The following is a 20,087-nucleotide window of genomic DNA, read 5'->3' on the forward strand; positions in this document are numbered from 1 at the left end:
TCAGAAACGCCAGCCCAGGTTCAGGCCGACGGTGCGCGGCGTCAGGTAGACAGCGCGCAGACCCACACGACTGGCCACGGCGGATGTGCCCTGGAAGGACACCAGCTCGCGCTCGTTCGTGAGGTTGTCCACCCACAGGCTCAGGTTCCAGTTGCCTTGGCTCAGGCCCACGCTGCCGCGGTAGGTGGTGTAGCTCTTGTACTCAAAGGGCTTGTCGTCGGGGTGGTCGCCGCGATCGCTGGCCTTGACGCCCACGTAACGGGCGCCCAGGCTGGCGCTGATGGCGTGGCCGGCCCATTCGCCACGCCAGCTCGCCCGCAGCGTGTGCTTCCACGGCGCGGAGCCACCAAGCTTGCCACCCTTGGTGTAGGTGCGGCACTCGGAGTTGTTGGCGTAGAGACAGACCTCCTTGGTGTCGTCCCACTCGCCGCGCGTGTAGGTGCTGGCCATGCCCAGCTCGATGCTGGAGACCGGCTTCCAGCGCGCCTGGAATTCAAAGCCCTCGCTGCGCGCATCGGGACCATTGGTGGTGCCCCAAACCGGGAACCCGTCGATGTCCTGGCTGAAGTAAGTCTGCGGGTCTTTCCAGAGGATGCGGTAGGCATTGGCCTGCACGTAGAGCTGACGGTCCAGGAGGTAGCCCTTGGCGCCGATCTCCAAGTTGTCGGTGCTGTCTGAAGCGTAGCCGCGCACAGACGGATTAACTTCCTTGTTGCCCACGCCGCGGAAGCCGTTGGCGCCGCCGCGACGGAAGCCCTGGCTGAACGTGGCGTAGCCCAGCAGGTCGTCGGTGAACTGGTAGCTGGCGTTGAGCTTGAAGTAACTCTTTCCGGACTCTTTTTCGGTGTTCTTGATCTGGCCGGTCACGAGGTCGAAGGCGTAGTCCTCGACTTGGGTCGAAGCCTGGTCTTCATAGGCGAACAGGCGCGCGCCGGCGGTGAGTGTGAGCCGCTCGATGCCCGCCCAACTCAGCTCGCCGAAGAGGGCCGACTCCTTGTACTGGCTGCCCAGGTTCTCCATGTAGCCCTCGCCGGCGCGGGTGCTGCGCGTGGGCAGGGTCGGCAGCCATTCGCTGAACTGGTTGCTCTTCTCCTGGTCGGAGAAGTAGACGCCCGCAATCCAACTGAACACACCGGGGTCCGACACCACGCGGGTTTCGTGCGTCCAGCCCTTGTTGCGGTTGTCGTAGGTGATAAAGGCCGTATTGCCGCTCCAGCTCGACGAGCCCAGGCGGTAGCGCGAATAGCCCAGGTCCCCATAGAAGAACGAGCCCGTTGCCAAGTAATCCGCCTGGCCGACGCGGGTGTCCTGATAGGTGGCGGTGCTGCTGTGCAGACGACCGATGCCAGCCAGTCGCCAGTCGAGATCAAAGCTGGTGAGCGAAATCTTGCGATCCGTGAACTCCGGATAGGGTGACAGCACGGTCTGTTGGTCCCAAGTCGGCGCCGCTAGGTAGCGTGCGGGCGAGCCGCTGGCCGGGTTGAGTTGCGCACCGCTGGTGCCATGGGCCGTGCCGTCTTGCCAGGTGTGCGTCAGGCGCAATTCCAGATCCGGGGTGGCCTGCCACAACAGCGAGGCGCGGGCCGTCTTGGCCTTGTACCAATCGTCGTTTTCGTACAGCACCTGGCCGGCGTCGGGCTTGGCGGTGATGGATGAGGTGAGCGTTGGGGGCTTGCCCGCGAACCGGTCGGTGAAGCCGCCGTCATCCAGGTTGGCGAGCGAGACCCGCAGGGCCACGTCTTCTCCCAGCGGCACGTTGAGCATCAGGTCGGTGTCGCTGGACAAAGCGCCGCCTTTGACCTGCGACAGGCCGGCGTTGATGCGGCCCTCGAAAGCCCCCAGCTTGGGCTTGTTGGTGATGTAACGCACCGTGCCCCCCAGGGCTCCCCCGCCATACAAGGTGCCTTGTGGCCCCAGCAGGGTTTCGACGCGGGCGATGTCCTTGATGCGAATGCCGACCATCGGCAGCGGCGTGTCGTCCAGGTAAGTGGACAGGGTGCTGCGGGCGAACCACTCAATGTTGTTGGCGCTGACCGAGCTGACGTTCAGGCCGCGCACGGTCACCGAGTCAGTGAAGCGCGCGCTGTTGGGAGGCGCCTCGATGGCGGGGCTGGCCTGGATGAGTTTCTTCAGGTCGGTAATGCCCTCGTCGCGCAGGGCCTGCTCGCCGATGGCCGTCACGTTGTAGGGAAGCCGGTGAGCCAGTTCGCGGCGCTTGCTGGAGGTCACGACGATGGCCTCAAGCTTGGTGGTCTTGGTTTCTTGAGTGGCCTCCTTCTTCTCGGACTCTGCTCTGGCGCCTGGGGCGGGCGCCGTCTGCGCCAGGACCGGCAATTGAATCCATCCGGCCAGTAGCAGGGACAGGGCGACGGGGCTGGGCTTGGGACACACGCGCATGCAAAAGCTCCTCGGTTCAGTAGGGGGAGGCCGCGCGACCGGATGCAAACTCCAGGCGGCTGGCTTGGCTGCAAGGCTAGGGGTTTGAAATTTCCTAATTGGAAAAATACTCTTGCCCGCCCTGTGCCGACTGGTAGCCCTGGCGGCGATTTGAAACTGGGGTTGGCGCTCGGGTAAACACTAGTTGAAAAACCAAAGCTTCCGCGGAAATTTCGACGCAACATGACGCCATGAGTGTTGAGCTGAATCCCTTGCTTATCTTGCTTGAATTGCAACAAGCGGGCGCGTTGGCGGCGGCCGCGGCACGCCTGCGTACCACCTCGTCGGCCTTGTCCAAACAGATTCGTGCGCTCGAGCGCCAGGCGGGCCAAGAATTGGTGGAGCATGGCTCCAAACCCTTGCGTTTGACCGAGGCCGGGCGGGCCTATGCTCTGGCTGCGCGGCAGATGCGTGAACACCTGCGTCAGGCCCAGGACCAAAGCGCTGCCCTGCGGCAGCAACTGGGCGGTACCCTACGCGTAGCGGCCAGCTTCATGCTCGGACATGCCGTACTGGCCGACTACGCCGTGGACTTTCGGCGCCGGCACCCCCAGGTGGCGCTGGATCTGGTGCTTCGGGATGACGACCCCGACCCGGTGGCCGAGCAGTTCGACGTCGTGTTGCGTCACGACCAAGGCCCCAGCGCGGACCTCGTGGCCCGGGCCCTGGGTGCCAATCGCGTGCGCCTGTGTGGGGCGCCGGCCTACTTCGAGCGCATGGGAAAACCTCAAAAGCCGGAGGACCTCGCGGACCACCCCTGCCTGATTTTTCACTGCGAGGGGCTGGATAGCCGTTGGCGCTTTGTCAACGGGCCGCGCATCGTGGTGGTGGTGCCGCAGGGCCCCGTCACCTGCAACAGTGACGAGTTGCTGCTTGCGCCGCTGCGGGCCGGTGAAGGGCTGCTGCCCTGTTTTGACTGGGTGGTGGCGCGGGATCTGCGCGAAGGCCGCCTGCAGACCTGCCTGGACGACTGGCGTTTCGAGTGCGAAGCCTGGGGCGCTCAGGAGCTGTGGGCCGTCTACCCCAAGGGCAAACGCGGCCAGCCCAAGATCAAGGCCTTTATCGATGGACTGGCGGAGGTTCTCGCGCAGTTGAATGCAGGGTTGGTGCGCGCTCCCGTCTGGCTGGGTCGTTAAGGCGCGACACCCACCCCGTGATGGGTAAGGAAGTCGCGGGTGCGGGCCATGACCTCGACCATTTGCGCGCGGCTGAACCCGTGCTTGGCGCCAGGGATGGGTACCAATTGCGCCGGTCGATTCTGGGCTGCCAGGGCTTGATGCAGCTGCTGGGCCTGATCGAATGGCACGATGTCGTCGGCATCGCCGTGAAAGCTCAAGATGGGCGGGGTGTGCGGGCCCACGAGGTTGACCGGCGAGAGCTCCCGCGCCAGCCCGTCACGTTGGGCATCGGGCAGGCTGCCGAACCATTCGATGGCATAGCCCCGGCCGGCGGTACCGGGTTCCAGTAGGGCCGGCAGGTTGGTGATGCCCATCAGGTTGACGATGGCGGCCACCTGAACGGGCGCCTGTTCGCCGGAACGCCAGCGCCCGGGGCCGTTCATGGCACAAGCCCGGTCGAAGCGGTTGGGCACGGGCTGCATGCCGGCGGCCAAGGCCAGATGCCCGCCCGCCGAGCCGCCGGTGAGCACGATGCGCGTGCGGTCCAACCCGAGCTCGCTGGCCCGCTCCGCCAGCCAGCGAACTGCGCAGCGCACGTCTTCGACAGCGGCTGGGGCGGTGGCTTGGCGCGCCAAGCGGTACGACACATTGGCCGCGGCCCAACCCATCTGCAGCCAGGGCAGCAAGCGCAGATTGGCCACTTCACGCGCGCCGCTCACCCAGCCGCCGCCGTGGACCCAGATCACCAGTGGCCGAGGCCGTTTGCGGTCCAAGGGCAGGTAGAGATCGAGCTTCAGGTCTTCGCCGCTGGCTTGGTGGTAGATCACGCCTGGGCGCACTTCGATGTCCACGCCGCTGCCGTCGGCCCAGTCGCTGGCGTTCACCCTGGCACTCAGTAGCGCGAGCGTGAGCAGGACGGCCCTCATGGCTTGTAGGCCTGTTTCAGTACGGCAGCGCGGTCGGCCACACCCGTGCTGTGAAACAGCACCTCGCCTGCAAACCCCGCGGTCCGGTTGGCGGTCAGCCACTGTTGCAGCAGCGAGGGGCTGGGGATGGTGTTGGGCCCCAGCGCCAGCAGCAGGCCGGGGAAGACGCGCTGCTGCTGACCCTCCGGAATGTGGGCTTTGGTTTCGGCCAACAAGCGTTCGTAGGACGCGCCGTCGCGGCGATAGAGCTGGGGCAGCAATTCGTCCACCAGGCCGGCTCGCATCCACGCTGGCCAGTCCTGCAGGTACTCGTGCAACGCCCAAGGGTAGGGGCTGGGGGAGAGGCTCAGCACCGCATCGGTCCGCACCGCTTTGAGCGCCGCTCGAAACCGTGCCAGAAAGGCCGTCAGTTGATCCGCTCGCCACTGCAGCCAGGCGGGGTCTTGATCGGCTGGCAGGGGCTGGCCGGGGCGCCATCCAAATTCCTGGAGCACCGCTGGGTGGTACCCGGCGCTGGCGGGCAGTGCGGGTAGGCGGTCGTCCCCCTGGACGCCGGTGAGCTTGGGGTAGCGCTGCAGCAGTTCGACGCTGAGGTCAATCAGCAGCTGCTGAACCTCGGGGTCAAAGGCATTCATCCAATGGAATCCGTTTTTGACCACCGGCTTCCCGTCGCGCTGACGAGCTGTCCATTCGGGCTTGAATTGAAGCAGCCCCGGTTGCTGGCCCGGACGGAAATGGGAGGCAAAGCCGAACTCCAGCCAGGCGATGACGCGCAGCCCCAGGGGTTCGGCTTCTTCAAGCAACTCCTGCATCACGTCGCGCTCACCCAGGCTCTCCAGCTGGCGCACACCGGTAATCTGGGCCATGCGTGCCGAAGGGTAGAGCGTTCGTCCGGGCAGCAGCATGACCGCGTAGACGCTGTTCAAGCCCGCGGCCTTGAAGGTTTTCAGCTCGGCGCGTATGGCGTCGCGGCTGGACCAAAACGGGTTGTGCTGAGGCCCGGCCACCCACACGCCCCGCACGGGCTCGGCTGCGTGGGCGTGGGAGCAGGCGGTTACGAGCGCGAACAAAACGCTTGACAGGCGAAAGAGGTTCATGGCGTGAACATGGATTAATGCAGACCATTGGACTACATGATTTTGCTTTTGGTCTATTGGTTGTGGCTCCTACTTGAGCGCATTGCGATGTGGCTATGGTGCATAACCGCAGGCAATTGCCTAGGGGGAGCGGCGAAATTTCAGATGTTTTGCTGGGGGAGAGAGTTAGGGTTGGTCTTGAGGAAATCGGTCTATTGGTATGAACAATGGTCTACGTTGTCGGCGCAGCCCTGCGCCATTTTTTTAGCCGTATTGAATCAGGAGCCCGCATGCCAACCCTCCGTCTCACTCCGATAGCCGCAGCCGCCTCGCTGGCGTTGCTTCATTCCTTGGCACTTGCGCAGACCGCCCCAGCCAAAAAAGACGAACCCAAGGAGTTGGAGCAGGTGGTGGTGACGGGCATCCGCGCCTCGCTCGAGGCCAGCCTGAGCGCCAAGAAGAAGGCCGCAACCAACGTCGAGGTCCTCACGGCAGAAGACGTGGGCAAGATGCCGGACAAGAACATTGCTGACTCGCTGGCGCGCCTGCCAGGCTTGAACATGCAGTTCGGCGGCGCCCTGGCGATGGACGAGGCCGAGCGCATCGCCATCCGCGGCTCCAGCCCCAACCTGAACCTGACCACGCTGAACGGCCATGCTTTGTCCAGCGGTGATTGGCACGTGGGCGACCAGGGCAGCTCGGGCCGCTCGGTCGGCTTCGGTCTGATGCCCTCGCACCTGATCGGCAAGGCCGTGGTCTACAAGACCGGCCAGGCGGACATCACCGAGGGTGGCATTGCAGGCACGGTGGACATCCAATTCCGCAAGCCCTTTGACATGAAGAAGGGCCTGTCGGCCCATGTGTCGTTGGGCGTGGTGAACGCCACGCTGCCCGGCACGACGGACCCGCAAGGTTCGGCCCTGCTGTCCTGGAGCAATGCTGACCGCAGCTTCGGCGCCCTGGTGCAGGTCTATCGCGAAAAGCGCCACTTGCGCCGCGACGGCCAAGAGACCTTCAGCTTCAATAACGTGGCGGCCAACTCGGCCGCGGGTCTGGCCAACCCGGCGCTGGTGGGCAAGCGCCTGCCGGGTAGCCTGAACTCGGCCCTGTTTGAGGGCGTGCGCGACCGCGAAGGCGGCGCCCTGGGCTTGCAGCTCAAGCCCACGCGAAACAGCGAGCTGAATGTGAGCGCCTTCCGCTCCACGCTGAAGGCCGACAACTACAACAGCTCGGCGTTCGCCCTGCCCGGTACCTTGGTCAACCAAGGCGCCAACGGCTATTTGATTCAGAACCCGGTGATCGAAGGCGACGTGATCACTAAGGCCACGCTGGTGCGTAACCCGGCTTCACCGGCCACGTTCAACGTGGTGGGGATGCAGTTCGACCACAACCAACGCCAGGGTGCGACGTCGCTGAGCCAGTTCGTCGATGTGGACGGCCGGATCGATGTCACCGACCGTCTCACCCTCAAAGGCCGCGTCGGCACCACCAAGGGCAGCGGCGTCACGAACGCCCAGCCCAGCCTGACGTTTGGCTTGCTGAACCCGGCGCGGTTCGACTACCAAATCAACACCACGCGGCCGACGGATTACGGGTTCAGCACCAGCACGGGTGCGCCAGTGAACCTCGGTGCCACCAACAGCTTCTCCCAGTTGTCGAACACGGGTGCCCAGGTGGCCTCGAAGGACCAGGAACAGTACTTGCACCTGGACGGTGAGTGGCGCGGGGAGTGGGGTTTCTTCAACACCCTGAAGTTCGGTGCGCGCTCGGCCGAGCACACGCGTTCCTATGACGTGGTGGCGCCGCGCTGGAACGCACAAGACCGCAATGGCGCCCCCGTGTCGCCCTCGCCGTTCTTCAGTGTGACCGGCGGCCTGCTGGTGGATCGCGGCCCGGTGGTGGGCGGCGTGCAGCAGCCCCCCATCGTGGCGCCGGGTCAGTTGCCGGTTCCGGCGACGGCCTACCCGAGTGATTTTGCGGCCGGCCTGAATGCCAATTTCCCGCGTGAGCTGTTCCGTTTTGATCCGGCCCAGATCAGTGCCTTCGCGAGCCAGTTTGTCTACTGGGATCCGGTCTATGGCAAGACCTGGACCAGCGGCTACACCGTGAAGGAAGACAACCGCGCCCTGTACCTGATGGGCGAGTTCGAGAGCGGCCGCCTCAGCGGCAACGTGGGCCTGCGCATGGCGCAAACCAAGTTGGACTCGTTGTCGTACCAGGCGCTGCCAGCAAGCGGCGCGAACTCCTGTGCACCGTTGGCACCTTGCGCTGTTCCAGACGCCATCGTCGGCTCGGTGTTTGCCACTTACCTGCCACAGCGCGTGCAAACCGACCGCAATACGGGCTTGCCCAGCCTGAACCTGCGTTACGACGCGGGTGGTGGCCACATCTGGCGTGCCAGCGCCAGCCGCACGCTGGGCCGTGCCAATTACAACGAGTTGGCCGGCGCGGTGAGCCTGAACAACACCTTGCTCACGGGCAGCTCGGGTAATCCGAACCTCAAACCCATCACGGCGAACAACGCCGACTTGTCCTACGCCTGGTACTTCAAACCGCGTGCTTACGTGATGGCGGCGCTGTTCTCGCAGGAACTGAAGGACTACGTGAAGGCGGGTACCTCGCAGGTGGAGTACTTCAACACCTCGACCAACTCCCCTTCCATCTACACGGTGACCAGCCGCGTGGGCAAGAAGGCGTCGGTTGCGGGCATGGAAGCCGCCTTGGACATGCCCTTGGGCGCTGGGTTTGGTTTTGGCCTGAATGGCACCTACGTCGATGCCCAAGATGAAGACGGCTCGCCGCTGCTCGGGACCAGCAAAGTCACAAAAAACGCCACTTTGTGGTTTGAGAACAAGCGGTTCTCGGCGCGCTTGGCCTGGAACCACCGTTCGGACTACGCCATCGGCTTCGTCGGCAATGGCACCAACACGCCCAACAACGGCGTGCATTACTACAAGGGTTCGGGCTCGATCTCTGCCTCAGCCACCTGGCAGATCAACGACCAGCTCAGCCTGACGCTGGATGGCAACAACTTGAATGACCCGGTTCGCCACACCTACTTCATCACCGAGAACGCGCCGGGCTACTGGCACCAAAGCGGCAAGCAGTACTTCCTGACACTGCGCGGCAAGCTGTAAGCGGCCTCGGTCTGCTTCGCGACGCCCGGCCTCGGCCGGGCTTTTTTATTGACGGTCGCGGGATCGAAGCTGGCAAGGTGGAAGCGGTCCATTGCCGCCAGGGTCAAAGCCGGATGAAGAGTGCCCGCGCCCAGGTTTCGTCGGGGGGTAAGTGCTGTACCTGCGGCTTGTCCAGAAGGGCCGCTGGCGCGTGGGCATCGTCATCGTGACCCCACCAAGGCTCGATGCACACATAACTCGCGCTGGGCCGTGCCCACAGGCCCAGATGCGCCATGCCGTCCACTCCGACGCATTCCACGGCGAGGTGCTGGCGGCCGTGCCGCAGCAGCGCCACCCGACGGGAGCGCGGGCGCTTGACGATCAGTGCGTCACGCGCAAAGGTGTCGGGCCGTAGGTCCAGTCGGCCCGGCGCGCTCCAGGTGAAGGCCTCGGCCGTCGCCGCCAGCAAGGCGTCGGGGCCCGGGGTCAGGCGCCAGACCTCGTCGGCTTCCGCCTGGTCGAATTGCAAGGCCCAATGGCTGAGCGGCCCCGGTAGCGCAAAGCCCGGGTGGGCCCCCAGCGCAAATGGCAGCGTTTCCTCCCCCCGGTTCCAGACCTCCACGGCGATGGCCAGGCCATCGTCGTGCAGCATGTAGCCAATGCGCAGCCGAAAGGCGAAGGGATAGACCTCGCGGGTGAACGCGTCGTCCGCAGCTTCTAGCCAGACGGAATCGACCTGCAGCCGGACGACGCGAAAGTCCAACCCCGAGGCGAAGCCGTGGATCGGCATCCGGTAATGTTTACCCCCATGCGTGAAGCCGCCAGCGCGAAGCCGTCCAACGAAGGGGAAGAGCCAGGGCGCGTGCTGACCCCAAACCGCTGGGTCGGCCTGCCACAACAGCTCCTCGTCGCGGCGGCGCAGGCTTTGCAGCTCAGCGCCGCGAGAGCTGATGCGGGCGCTGCAGTGGCCGTGTCGAAGTTCAATCACTTGTCGGCGCTGACGCGAAGGCCTTGCGCGTCAAAGCCGTACACCCAGCCGGGCTGGGGTTGCACGGCCAGCTGCTCACCCACGTTGACACGCAGGTCACCCGGCAGTTGCAGGCACAGGCGGCCGAGTTGACGGGTTTCGGCGTAGAGATAGCTCAGGGGTCCTAGACGCTCTACATGCAGGACACGCGCTGGTACGGCATCCGGTTCTCCAAGGTTCACGCAGTGCCAGTGTTCGGGTCGTACCCCCAGTTGCACCGCGCCGGCGGGGGCGCGGGTGGGCAGGGCTGCGGCGGGGAAAAAATTGATCGCCGGCGAGCCGATGAAGCCGGCCACAAAGGCATTGGCCGGGTTGCGGTACAGGTCCAGCGGCGCGCCGACCTGCTCGATGCGCCCATCGCGCAGCACCACGATCCGGTCGGCCAGCGTCATGGCCTCGACCTGGTCGTGGGTGACGTAGATCATCGAACTGCCCAGCTCGCGGTGCAGAGCCGCCAGCTCCACGCGCATGTGCAGGCGCAGCTCGGCGTCCAGGTTGCTGAGCGGTTCATCAAACAAGAAGGCGCGAGGCTGCTGCACCAGGGCGCGGCCAATGGCCACGCGCTGGCACTGCCCCCCACTGAGCTCGCCGGGCTTGCGCTGCAGAAAGGGTTCGAGCTTGAGCGTGCGCACGGCGCGCTCCAGTTTGACGGCGATCTCCGCCGCAGACAGGCCGCGCATGCGCATACCGAACGACAAGTTTTGCGCCACGGTCATGTGCGGGTAAAGCGCGTAGCTTTGAAAGACCATGGCGAGCTGGCGCTCGCTGGGATGGGCACGGGTGCAGTCGTGTCCGTCGATCAGCACTTGACCGGATTCGGCGGCTTCCAGACCGGCAATGACGCGCAGCAGCGTGCTTTTGCCGCAACCCGAGGGGCCGACGAAGACCAGAAACTCGCCCTCGTCTAGCACCAGGTCGATGCCTTTTAGGATGTCGGTGGCGCCAAAGGATTTGCGCAGACCGCGCAGTTCAATCACGGGTTTCATAGCAGGGCAATCAAGTCGGGGTCCCACTCCGTGGGGATGCCCACCGCCTGCAGCCGTTCCTGCAAGGCCCGCACGGCCAGCGGGTCGTCGTGCAGCGCGCGCGGGTGGCGGCCGGTTCGCAGGGCTTGGCTGGCGATGAGCCCGGCCACTTCGCCCACCATCCATTCGGTGGGGTGCACCCGGGTGCTGGCGGCGGCCAGGTGGGTGGCGGAGATGTTCTTGCACGCCGGCAGCAAGTTGTCGATCTCGGGGCTGATGAAGCAGCCAAGGGGCAGGACGTAGGGCCTACTTTTGGCGTTGAGACCGTGGCCGCTGACCACGGTGGGGTGGATGTCCAGGTTGTACCAAGCGATCCCGACGGAGCGCGGGTGGTGCATGGGCTCCAGCGAGCCCGTGGCCAGCAGAACTTGGGTCAGCGTGCTCAGGCCGATCAGGCGGCGCGATTCGCGCACATAGACGGCCTGGGCCAAGCCGTCGGGCGTACCGGTGATGTCGGGCGCCGGCTGCAGTTCTGGGTAGCCCCGGCCGTCGGCCTCGGTCTGCAGCCAATGCAAAAAGCACAGGCTGAGCTCTCGGGCAGCGGTACCCACGGCCTCTGGACTCTCGGGGCCGTCCAGCAGCGGGACCGCGGCGTAGTCGTTTTGCGCCCAGTTGACGAGGGAGACCTCTTCCCGTTCGTCTTGCCATTGGTGGCCGGCAACGATGCGGCGGTAGCGCCACCAATCCAAGGTTGCACCGTCGGCGAAGAAGGGCAGATGTGCCACCGCGCCAGGCTGACTGCCGGGCAGGGCGTCGCTGAAGAGCTTGTGGCCGTAGTGCGGCACCACGTAGGCGCGCCAGTGCTCGTAATGGGGCGGGCGCTGGACCACCGGCCCGGGCGTGGTTTGGCGGCGCAGCGCCAGTACCCAGGTGACGGGCTGTTGGTCGAGCGGTTCGGCCCGGGCGGGTGCCAACGGCTCGGCCCAGTCGGCCTGTGCCTCCTTCCCCAGCCGATAGGGAAGGCCCGCCAGCCGCAGCAACTCCCCGGTTTCGGTGGCGTCCAGCACATAGGCAGCGCTCACTTGCTGGCCGGCAATGGTGAGTGAGTGAATGCGGCGATCCTCGCGCTGCACCGCTTGGGCCTCGCCGGCCATCAACTGCAGATGCCCGCTGTCGATGTGGGGCTGCAGCAGCTCGCGCAGGTAGGCATGGGCTGCGGCGGGCTCGATGCACAGTCGCGAAACCCAGCCGTCACCGGGGTTGCAGCCCTCGGTTAGCGCGGCTCGGTCCTGAAAGCCGGCTTGGGCGCGGTAATGTGCGTGCATCGCGTTGCGAAAGGCGCGGTAGCTGGCCGTGCAGCCGCCGTGCTCGATCAAGCGGTGCTCGTCGGGTGGCACGGCTTGGCTGGTGAGTTGGCCGCCGATCCAGGGGTGCTGGGTCACGAGGACGGCCGTGTGGCCCTGACTGCAAGCGGTGTGCGCGGCCAGCACGCCCCCCAGGCTGTCACCGACGATGAGGAGGTCGGTTTTCATTAGCGACAAACCTCCAGGCCGATCTCGAAACTGCGCGCCCAGGGCAGCCAGGCGCGCTGGATTCGCTGCACAAAGCCCTGGCGCTGCAGCCAGGCGTTGCCGACGGTCAGCATCAGGCTCTCAGCGGCGACGGCCAGCGCGGCCGGGGGCGTGTCTTGCTCATTTTGTGTGGCACGCAGCCGCTGACGCAGATCGGCCTGCCAAACCAGGTCTTCGGCCAGCCGAAGAGCCACTACGTCTTGGTTTTCAGAGGTGCTCCAGCGCCCGCGCGCCAAAACCAGTTGAGCCAGCAGACTGCCCATGCGATTGCTGGAGGTATTCCAGCCTGCGTAGCCCGCAAGCGCGGGCAAGGGTAGGTGGTCCGCCAATTCGGCCACAAAGTGCGGGTCACCGCCGTTGGCGTGGGCATCGTCGGCCACGGCGACTGGCAGCTGGGTGATGCAAGCCCAGGCGGCTGCATCCACCCCCGGTCGCTGGGGCAGGGGCTTGCGCATCGCCCAGTCGCCCTGGTCCAGACCCTGGGTGTGGAGCAGCAGCATCAATTCGGCATCGTGCTCAACCGCCACCGCGCCCACGGCCCGCAGTTGCGCTGCCAGGGCCAGTGGCAGGGGCCGGTCTTCGTACAACGGCATCAGCCGCTGCCAGTGCGCGGAATCGGTGGGTTGCACGGCGATGCGCAGCGGCGCATCGCCCCGCAGCTGGCCCACGGCCCAAGCACATAGCGTGTGCATGACTTCATCCGCGCCGGCGTAGACCAGCACCCGATCGCCCAAGCCGCGCGCCGCCACCTCGGCCTGCAGGGCACGGCGCTCAGCGATGTTGAAGCCGTACTCGGCGGTGTCGTCTTGGGGGAGGATCAATCGGTCGATCACGCCGGCTTCCACCAGGTCCAACGTGGCCCGGTTGAGGGCGAAATTGCGCGCCCGGGTGGCGAGGTAATCGGCACGAATGGCCTCGGGCACGCGGGCGGCCGCCGATTCGCCTTGCGCCCGGCTCTGGATGTCCCCCGTCTGTTCATACCGGTCGGTGTGGAAGCTCCAGGCCCAGAGGTCGCTGCCATACGGGTTCCAGTAGGGCTTCTCCTCATCGGCGACGCAGTTGTTGGAGATACGCATCGTGGCAGCAAACGCCACCAGCGGCACCCCCGGTTTTTTGAGCTCGCCCAGCAGGGCAAGTCGCTTGCGCAATGTGGCTTCGTCGTCGTCGATGAACCGGCTGGGGATCAGGCCGCCGTAGACCAGCATGTCCAGGCTGAGTACCCAGGCATCAGCCTGCTCGCGTTGGTGCCGCAGCCAATGCGCCAGATCGTCGCGGTCAGCGGGCAAGCGGAAGTTCCCCAGGTCCTGCACGGCGGGGCAACGCAGTTCAAAACCCGGGGCAAGGGCGACCAATTGCTGCACCTGAGCGCGCACCACGGGGCGGCCGTCCACCGGCAATCCGATGAGGGTGTGCGTCATGCGGCACTCCGGTAGGTCGCAATCTGGTGGGGCAACACCTCGCCTTCGCCGCCGTCGCGGGCCCATCCGGGCAGAGCACCGGGCAGCGGCGTGTCCAGCACGTTCCACAGGCGCAGTTCCAGCTCGTCGCCGATGCGACGCAGGCTGCTGGGGATTAGCCTCGCGTCGGGCAGGGCCAGGGGCTCGCGCCAGGCAGGCTGGCGATGGCCAGGCAGAGCCAGGAGTGGGCGTCGGCGCCGCAGACTGGTTTGCAGTAGCGTGTCGGGCGCGAGGCCGGCATCCAGCGCGAATGCAAAGCTGGTGCCTTCGAAGTGATTGCGTTGCGCGTCCGGCGTCGCCAGGTCGGGGCCGGCACCGGCGCCACGGGTGACGAGGTCGCGCCGCGACAGCCAGCCGACCGCTCGCTGTAGGGTCATGGCCAGTGCCTGACTGCCATCGGGCATGGCGACGATCTCAAACTCTTGCAGGCCGCGGTGCGCGACCGCGATGGCGCCGGCCTGCACGGCGCTCAAGGACGGGTTGACGACGATCTCGGTCTCGCGCTGCTTCGTCGCCTCGGCTGGGTAGTCGGCCAGGCGCACCGGCCGGCGCGTCCAGTGGAAGGCGGTGTCGGCGGCGCTTTCGCTCAGCCGCTCGCCAGCGGCAAAGACCAGGCGGGTACGCTGGTCCTCGGCGCAGCCGAAATGGCGGATCTGCGCCTCGACCCAGGGCTGACCCCGGCATAGCAGCAGGCTGAGGCTGCCGCGCACCTTGAGCTCGCGCTCGTGCGGGCCTTGGCGGCCTTCGTCCAGGCTACGCGCCTGCTGGTACTGGAAGTCCAGTTCCAGCCAGGTGAAGGGACCGCTGCGACGCAGCCAGCGCGGCTGGAATTGCGGATGCCAGCGGCGATCGGCATGCGGCGGCGGCGCGAAGTTGTAGCTGTCGCCGGCGTCGAGCTCGGTGTGGAGCAGGATCTGCATCCGCCCGGCCTCGGTTTGCCAGAACAGGCGACCGGCGGGGTCGCAGCTCAAACTAGCGGCGCCGAGCTCCAGGTTCAGCGCCTGCGCTTCGAGCAGCTCGGCGGCCTGCAAGCAGGCCGACCCGGCCGCAGTGGGCGCACAGGCCTGCAGACGCAGGGCCTGTGCCGCCATGCCTTGCAGCGGCAGGCCCAAGCGCAGACCCAGGCGGTGGCCGATAACGGGTTCGGGGAAATCGTCTAGCGGTGAACGCAGCTCGCGATGCGGCTGCAGGTCCAGCCAATGCAAGGGCAGCGGATTGCCCTCGGCGTCGAGAACGCGAACCGCCTCGGGGATCGGGCCTTGCAGGAACAGCTCTAGCGCCTGCCAGCCTTCCCGAGCCAGCGGCAGGGGATTGAAGAGCGTGAATTGCGTGTCGTCGGCGAACACGCTCGCCCCTTCGCCCTCGTGCTGCAGCGGCGTCTGCAAGCCGGCTTCGTGCAGCGCTCGGCCGCGCAGGCTGGCCAGGCGTTGATCGAGCTGCTGGAAGCGGCTCTCCATCTCGGTGTGCACCTCGTCCACGCTGCAGCCGCAGATCGAGTCATGCGCCTGCTGCTGGATCAGCAGCTTCCAGCTCTGCTCGATGGCGCGCGCCGGCGGCCTGACACCTTGAAGCCAGGCCCAGAGCGGCTCGGTCTCGCCAAGCAGCCTGTCTTCCAGGCGCTGATGCGCCTCCTTCAGGTAGCGGCGCGTGGACAGCACATCGGGTAGCACAAAACTCTGCGCGTTGTCGCGCAGTTCGCCCTGCAGGGTCGGACGCTGCACATCGCCGATGGCCTCCAGATGCTGCTGCAGGCCCTCCTGCACGAGCTCATAGCGGTCCTGGTTGGCGTTGAAGGCCGCCATGCGCTCGGCGAGCTGCCCATGCGGTGTGAGGTGGTCGCCCCCCTGGGTCAGCAGCAGCTTGCCGCTGAGCGAGCGAGGTGCGATGGACTCCAGGTACTGGGTGAGCGCGCCCTGCCAGTCCGGCACATTCAGCGGATGCTGGTAATAACCTTGAGTCAGATAGATCGCATCGACTGCCGAGCCATCCGGCGCCGCCCAGCGAAATTCGGCATGGCGCAGATTCACGCCACGCCAGGTCACGACCGAACCCACGCCGTGCTGGCGCAGCAGTTGTGGCATTTGCGCAATGTGGCCAAAGCTGTCGGGCAGGTAGCCAACCCTCTGGCAACAGCCGTATCCGTTGGCCAGGCGCATGCCAAGTTCCAGGTTGCGCCACAGGGACTCGCCGCTGACCAGGAACTCATCCGCCATCACGTACCAGGGGCCCAGCGCGATGCGCCCAGCTCGTGTGTGCGCAAGTACGCGTTCGGCCAGCGCGGGCTCGGCTTCAAGTAGCAGATCTTCCAGCGCGACCACCTGGCCGTCGAACAGGAAATGCTGCAGGCGGCCGTCATCGAGTTGGTCGCAGATGCGCGTCATGACCGCTAGTAAACGGCTGGCAAAGGTCTGCTGTGGGAAGTACCACTCGCGGTCCCAGTGCGTCTGCATGACGACCGAAACCCGGTAGGGCGTGGGTAGGGTCATTGCTTTACGGCGCCCTTGAGGGCCCCATCGATGAAAAATCGTTGACTCAGCGCGAACATCGCCAGCACCGGGATCAGGGAGAAGATCGCGCCCGCGGCGACCAGGCGCCAGTCCAGCGAGAGCAAGCCCGCCAACCGGTTTACACCTAGCGGGAGCGTGAAGCGCGCCGGGTCATCGGTCAGGATCAGCGGCCAGAGGAAGTCGCCCCACGCCGCGATAAAGGTGAACACCGCCAGCGTAGCCAGTTGCGGTCGCACCAGGGGCAGGCACACATAAGCCCAAATGCGCCAGCGGCCCACGCCCTCCATCACTGCAGCCTCTTCCAGCGCCTTGGGGATGCTGTCAAACGCCTGGCGCATCAACAGCACCCCAAAGGCCGTGCAGGCGTGCGGCAGAACCAGCCCGAGCACGGTGTTGCGCAGTCCGAGCGTCAGTGCCAGTTGGTAGACAGGGATCATCAACAGCTGAAAGGGCAGCATCATGCTGGCCAATAGCGCGCCAAATACCAGGGGCTTGGACCGGAACTCCAGTCGTGCCAGCGCGTAGCCGGCCATCGACGCGAAGCAGGCATTGCACAACACCGCCAGCACCGCCACCGCCAGGCTGTTGCCCAGATAGCTGAACATGGGCTGGCTGTCCAGCACGCGTTCGAAGTTTTGCAGCGTGGGGGTTGCCGGCACCCACTGCGGCGGGTTCGCAAACAGCAGGTCGGCCGGTCCCTTTAATGCCGTTGACAGCAACCACAGGAAGGGCCCGATGGTGAACAACCCCCAGGCGCACAGGGCGAGATAGCGCGGCCAGTGGCGCAGCAGGCGGCTCATGCTTTTTTCTTTAGCAGTCGAAGCTGCACCAAACTCAGGCACAGGGTGATGACGAACAGCGCCATGCCCGCAGCGCTGGCCAGACCCATCTCGAACTCGACGAAGGCGGTTTCGTAGATGAAATACACCAGGGTCTTGGAGGCCGCCATGGGCCCGCCCTGGGTCATCACGTAGATCTCTTCAAAAACCTTCATGGCCGCGATCGAGGACATCACGGCCACGATGGCCATGGAGGGCCGCAGCAGCGGCACCGTGATGTGCCAGAACTGCTGCCACGCGTTGACGCCTTCGAGTTGCGCCACCTCATAGAGGCTGCGCGGAATGCCCTGCAACCCGGCCAGGTAGATGACCATGTAGTAGCCCATGCCGCTCCAAAGCGTTACCGCCATCACCGCAAACAGGGCTGTATCGGGGTTGGTCAGAAAAGCGATGGGCATGTCCACCAACCCGAGTGCCATCAGCGCGTAGTTGAGCAGGCCCCTCTCTTCGTAGACCCACTTCCAGATCAGCCCCGAGATGACCAACGACGTCACCACCGGTAAGTAGAAGAGTGCCCGAAAGAACTTGATGCCAGGCAACCTTGCGTTCACTCCCACGGCCAGCACGATGGGCAAAAACACCAGCAGCGGCACCACAACGACCAAGTACAGGAGGCTGTTTCTCAGCGAGGCCCAGAAGAACGGGTCGGCGCCCAGCCGAGCGTAGTTGGACAGCCCGACAAAGTGGGTCGGACCGATCATGTTGTAGTCGGTGAATGACAGCCACAGCGCTTGAGCTGCGGGATAAAGCACCAGGCCACCCAAAAGGCTGCAGGCGGGCAGCAGGAACAGCAAGGGCACCCAGGGTTGCTCTCTCATGCCGCCTCCGTGAATGCCAGATGCGCCGCGCCTAGCAGACCCGCGCGGGCGCCGAGCTCTGCAGGCTTGACCTCAAGGGGCAAGGCGTCCAGCAGCGGCTGCAAGAGCGGCCACCAAGCGGTGCGCGCCTCGATCAGGCCGCCGCCAATCAGAACGCGGCCGGGGTCCAGAAGCCAGTGCAGATTGTGTAGAGCCAGTGCCAGGTGTCCTACCCAGGTCTGCAGGGCGCTTTGCGCGCGGGTGTCGCCCTGCTGCACGCGTGCCAGCACCTCGTGGCCGTTGGCGGCGCTGCCGTGCAATCGGGCCAGGCCGGTGCCAGAGAGCAGAGCTTCCAGCGGCAGGCGCTGCCCTTCGTGTAGCACTTCGGTGCGTCCCAGGTGGCCGGCCAGGTGACCCCTGCCGGTGTGCAGCCGACCGTTGATTAACAAGCCGGCACCCAGTCCTGTGCCCAGGGTCATCAGGGCGCCGTGATCGCACTCGCGCAGGCCACCCAGCCACCTTTCGCCCAGCAGGGCGGCGTGCACATCGTTGCGTGCGGCCAGCGGCAAGCCCAATTCGGCCAAGGCGGGATAGAGGGCCGTGCCCTTCCAGCCTGGCAGGGCGTCGGTGGCGTCCAGAACCCGCGCCGCGCTTGGGTCGATCACCCCAGCCAGGGAAAGGCCCAGGGCTTGCGGCTGTGCGTCGCCGCGAGCTTCGATCAGCAGGGTCTTAAGGGTTGCGAGCACGGCGGCGGCCCCTTGCTGAGCGGGCGTCGTGCCTTGCGCTAGGCGAAGCAGTTGGCCTGTCGAGTCCACCAGGGCGGCGCGCGTCGACGTGCCGCCGAGGTCGGCGGCGAGCACGCAAGTGGGGGGCGTGCTCATGGCGCGGCGCAGCCCAGCAGAGCAGCCCATTGGCGGCCGGCGGCCTGCAGTGCGGCTTGCGGTGATTGGCGCCCCAGCATTTGCGCCTGCAATTGCAGCGTGTAGGCATTGCGCAGCTTGCTGTAGGCGCGCATGGGGGGCACCAGCACGGCGCCGCGCAGTGCGGTGGCGGCAGAAAGCGCGCGGGCCCGATCGCTCAGCTCAGTGCTGGCGGGCGTGGTGGATAAAAACGGGTCGTCGTAGCTGGCGCGGGTTGAGGGCAGGACCGGCACAGTCTGGGCAAAGCGCAGTTGGTTTTCGGCGTTGCTCACGAACGCGGCGAATTCAAAGGCCGCTGCGCGTTGGCGTGAGGCCGTGGGCACGGCCAGATTCATCAGGGCCAGGTTGGGCGCCACGCCCGCGCCTGCCAGCGGTGGCGCGAGGTCGATCTGCTCGTACAAGGCGGCGTTGCTGGTCTTGATGAAGCGCAGGAACTGCATGCCGGTGGAGACCATCGCCAGCTCGCCGGCGACGAACAGCTCCACGGCTTTGCGGTGCCCCTCGGTCACCACGTTGCGTGGCACGTACCGGCGCTGGTAGAGCTCGCGATAGAAATCAAAAGCCGCTGCGCCTTTTTCGTTGACGAAACCTGGACACCCTTTGGCGTCCAAAAGTGGGGTTCCAAATGACACCAGGGTCTCCAGAGGGTGAGCCCCATCCAGCGCTGGAAAGTACGCGTGCATGCCATGGGCTGCAAACTTGGGTGCCACGGCCAGGAGCTCCGCTGGGCTGCGCGGCACTTCGGTGACACCGGCCTTTTGCAGCAGTCCGCGGTGAACCAGCGTCAGATTGGTCGTCAGGTACCAGGGCAAGGCGAAGCTTTTGCCCGCCAGCCGGTTGCCGGCCCAGGCGGCGGGCAAGTAGGACTGCACGACGGCGGGCGGCAGGTGTGCCTCGGGGTCTGCCAGCGCCCCGAATTCGGCCAACTTGGCGGCGAATTGCGGATTCAGGTTGACGACGTCCGGCGCCTGCCCGGCGGCAATAGCGGTCAACACCTTGCGTTCCATCTCGGACCAGGGCAGGTCGCGCCACTGCACGCGCTGGCCCGGGTGCTGGGCCTCGTAGCGTTCGATCAGACCCCGCACGTAGCTGTCCAGATGCGGCGACAGTTGCATGGTCCAAAACTCAAGGGTTTGGCCCTGTGCCAGGGTTGACAACAGTGAGAGGAGAGGGGTGGCGAGCGACTTCATTTTTCCCGGCACCATAGCCGAACTTGCGTTCTGGATCAAGCAATGGTCTACTAAATGGTATTGTTATTTCCGTATGAGACTGGCTATATGTGGTTGCTATGACTCAGGTAATATCCTGGAAAATAGACCAATAAGGTACCGA

Annotated in this window: 14 protein-coding genes; 2 read left to right on the forward strand and 12 right to left on the reverse strand. The window is 65.6% G+C overall.

The annotated features are described in order from the left end of the window. The gene (locus tag I7X43_RS07040) at nt 1–2,397 is read right to left on the reverse strand and encodes a TonB-dependent receptor (protein WP_198100201.1); all 2,397 of its coding nucleotides are present in this window, start codon (nt 2,395–2,397) and stop codon (nt 1–3) included. A gap of 230 nt (nt 2,398–2,627) precedes the next feature. On the opposite strand from I7X43_RS07040, the gene I7X43_RS07045 reads away from it, so the two are divergent. After that, the gene (locus I7X43_RS07045; RefSeq protein WP_198100202.1) at nt 2,628–3,572 is read left to right on the forward strand and encodes a LysR family transcriptional regulator; all 945 of its coding nucleotides are present in this window, start codon (nt 2,628–2,630) and stop codon (nt 3,570–3,572) included. Here the strand turns inward: I7X43_RS07045 and I7X43_RS07050 are convergent. Beyond that, nucleotides 3,569–4,480, reverse strand: a complete 912-nt coding sequence (locus I7X43_RS07050) for an alpha/beta hydrolase (RefSeq protein WP_198100203.1) — start codon at nt 4,478–4,480, stop codon at nt 3,569–3,571. The two genes, I7X43_RS07045 and I7X43_RS07050, sit on opposite strands and share 4 nt — an antisense overlap. Then, entirely contained in the window at nt 4,477–5,577 is a 1,101-nt protein-coding gene (locus tag I7X43_RS07055) for a glycoside hydrolase family 10-like protein (protein WP_198100204.1), read from the reverse strand. The genes I7X43_RS07050 and I7X43_RS07055 overlap by 4 nt, the downstream gene beginning before the upstream one ends. A gap of 269 nt (nt 5,578–5,846) precedes the next feature. On the opposite strand from I7X43_RS07055, the gene I7X43_RS07060 reads away from it, so the two are divergent. Beyond that, nucleotides 5,847–8,693, forward strand: coding sequence for a TonB-dependent receptor (locus I7X43_RS07060; protein ID WP_198100205.1), 2,847 nt, complete (start codon nt 5,847–5,849; stop codon nt 8,691–8,693). Between the two features lie 103 nt (nt 8,694–8,796). Here I7X43_RS07060 and I7X43_RS07065 read toward each other — a convergent pair whose 3' ends face one another. From I7X43_RS07065 to I7X43_RS07105, 9 genes are read right to left on the reverse strand one after another with little or no spacing between them, the layout of a single operon-like run. Continuing rightward, entirely contained in the window at nt 8,797–9,660 is an 864-nt protein-coding gene (locus I7X43_RS07065) for an aldose 1-epimerase family protein (RefSeq protein WP_198100206.1), read from the reverse strand. Further along, a complete protein-coding gene (locus I7X43_RS07070; RefSeq protein ID WP_198100207.1) occupies nt 9,657–10,685 on the reverse strand; it encodes an ABC transporter ATP-binding protein in 1,029 nt (342 codons plus the stop codon). Before I7X43_RS07070 ends, I7X43_RS07065 begins: the two co-directional genes overlap by 4 nt. Then, a complete protein-coding gene (locus tag I7X43_RS07075) occupies nt 10,682–12,196 on the reverse strand; it encodes an FAD-dependent oxidoreductase (protein WP_198100208.1) in 1,515 nt (504 codons plus the stop codon). The genes I7X43_RS07070 and I7X43_RS07075 overlap by 4 nt, the downstream gene beginning before the upstream one ends. Further along, entirely contained in the window at nt 12,196–13,653 is a 1,458-nt protein-coding gene (locus I7X43_RS07080; RefSeq protein ID WP_198100209.1) for a DUF4127 family protein, read from the reverse strand. The genes I7X43_RS07075 and I7X43_RS07080 overlap by 1 nt, the downstream gene beginning before the upstream one ends. Beyond that, on the reverse strand, nt 13,650–16,178 hold the full coding sequence (locus I7X43_RS07085) for a glycoside hydrolase family 38 N-terminal domain-containing protein (protein ID WP_198100210.1): 2,529 nt from the start codon (nt 16,176–16,178) through the stop codon (nt 13,650–13,652). Before I7X43_RS07085 ends, I7X43_RS07080 begins: the two co-directional genes overlap by 4 nt. Further along, entirely contained in the window at nt 16,175–16,999 is an 825-nt protein-coding gene (locus tag I7X43_RS07090; RefSeq protein WP_198100211.1) for a carbohydrate ABC transporter permease, read from the reverse strand. The genes I7X43_RS07085 and I7X43_RS07090 overlap by 4 nt, the downstream gene beginning before the upstream one ends. After that, entirely contained in the window at nt 16,996–17,856 is an 861-nt protein-coding gene (locus tag I7X43_RS07095) for a carbohydrate ABC transporter permease (protein ID WP_198100212.1), read from the reverse strand. Before I7X43_RS07095 ends, I7X43_RS07090 begins: the two co-directional genes overlap by 4 nt. Further along, entirely contained in the window at nt 17,853–18,716 is an 864-nt protein-coding gene (locus tag I7X43_RS07100; RefSeq protein ID WP_198100213.1) for an ROK family protein, read from the reverse strand. The genes I7X43_RS07095 and I7X43_RS07100 overlap by 4 nt, the downstream gene beginning before the upstream one ends. Then, nucleotides 18,713–19,870 carry an ABC transporter substrate-binding protein gene (locus I7X43_RS07105; protein WP_198100214.1) on the reverse strand — a complete coding sequence of 386 codons (1,158 nt, stop codon included), beginning with the start codon at nt 19,868–19,870 and terminating at the stop codon, nt 18,713–18,715. The genes I7X43_RS07100 and I7X43_RS07105 overlap by 4 nt, the downstream gene beginning before the upstream one ends. Nucleotides 19,871–20,087: the final 217 nt, after the last annotated feature.

It is taken from the genome of Inhella gelatinilytica, assembly GCF_016093295.1.
Classification (GTDB): domain Bacteria; phylum Pseudomonadota; class Gammaproteobacteria; order Burkholderiales; family Burkholderiaceae_C; genus Inhella; species Inhella gelatinilytica.

Coding starts and splice junctions, on each gene's coding strand:
- I7X43_RS07040 (WP_198100201.1), bottom strand. CDS start 2,397: ATGCGCGTGTGTCCCAAGCCCAGCCCCGTCGCCCTGTCCCTGCTACTG.
- I7X43_RS07080 (WP_198100209.1), bottom strand. CDS start 13,653: ATGACGCACACCCTCATCGGATTGCCGGTGGACGGCCGCCCCGTGGTG.
- I7X43_RS07045 (WP_198100202.1), top strand. CDS start 2,628: ATGAGTGTTGAGCTGAATCCCTTGCTTATCTTGCTTGAATTGCAACAA.
- I7X43_RS07105 (WP_198100214.1), bottom strand. CDS start 19,870: ATGCAACTGTCGCCGCATCTGGACAGCTACGTGCGGGGTCTGATCGAA.
- I7X43_RS07075 (WP_198100208.1), bottom strand. CDS start 12,196: ATGAAAACCGACCTCCTCATCGTCGGTGACAGCCTGGGGGGCGTGCTG.
- I7X43_RS07055 (WP_198100204.1), bottom strand. CDS start 5,577: ATGAACCTCTTTCGCCTGTCAAGCGTTTTGTTCGCGCTCGTAACCGCC.
- I7X43_RS07070 (WP_198100207.1), bottom strand. CDS start 10,685: ATGAAACCCGTGATTGAACTGCGCGGTCTGCGCAAATCCTTTGGCGCC.
- I7X43_RS07085 (WP_198100210.1), bottom strand. CDS start 16,178: ATGACCCTACCCACGCCCTACCGGGTTTCGGTCGTCATGCAGACGCAC.
- I7X43_RS07090 (WP_198100211.1), bottom strand. CDS start 16,999: ATGAGCCGCCTGCTGCGCCACTGGCCGCGCTATCTCGCCCTGTGCGCC.
- I7X43_RS07100 (WP_198100213.1), bottom strand. CDS start 18,716: ATGAGCACGCCCCCCACTTGCGTGCTCGCCGCCGACCTCGGCGGCACG.
- I7X43_RS07050 (WP_198100203.1), bottom strand. CDS start 4,480: ATGAGGGCCGTCCTGCTCACGCTCGCGCTACTGAGTGCCAGGGTGAAC.
- I7X43_RS07060 (WP_198100205.1), top strand. CDS start 5,847: ATGCCAACCCTCCGTCTCACTCCGATAGCCGCAGCCGCCTCGCTGGCG.
- I7X43_RS07095 (WP_198100212.1), bottom strand. CDS start 17,856: ATGAGAGAGCAACCCTGGGTGCCCTTGCTGTTCCTGCTGCCCGCCTGC.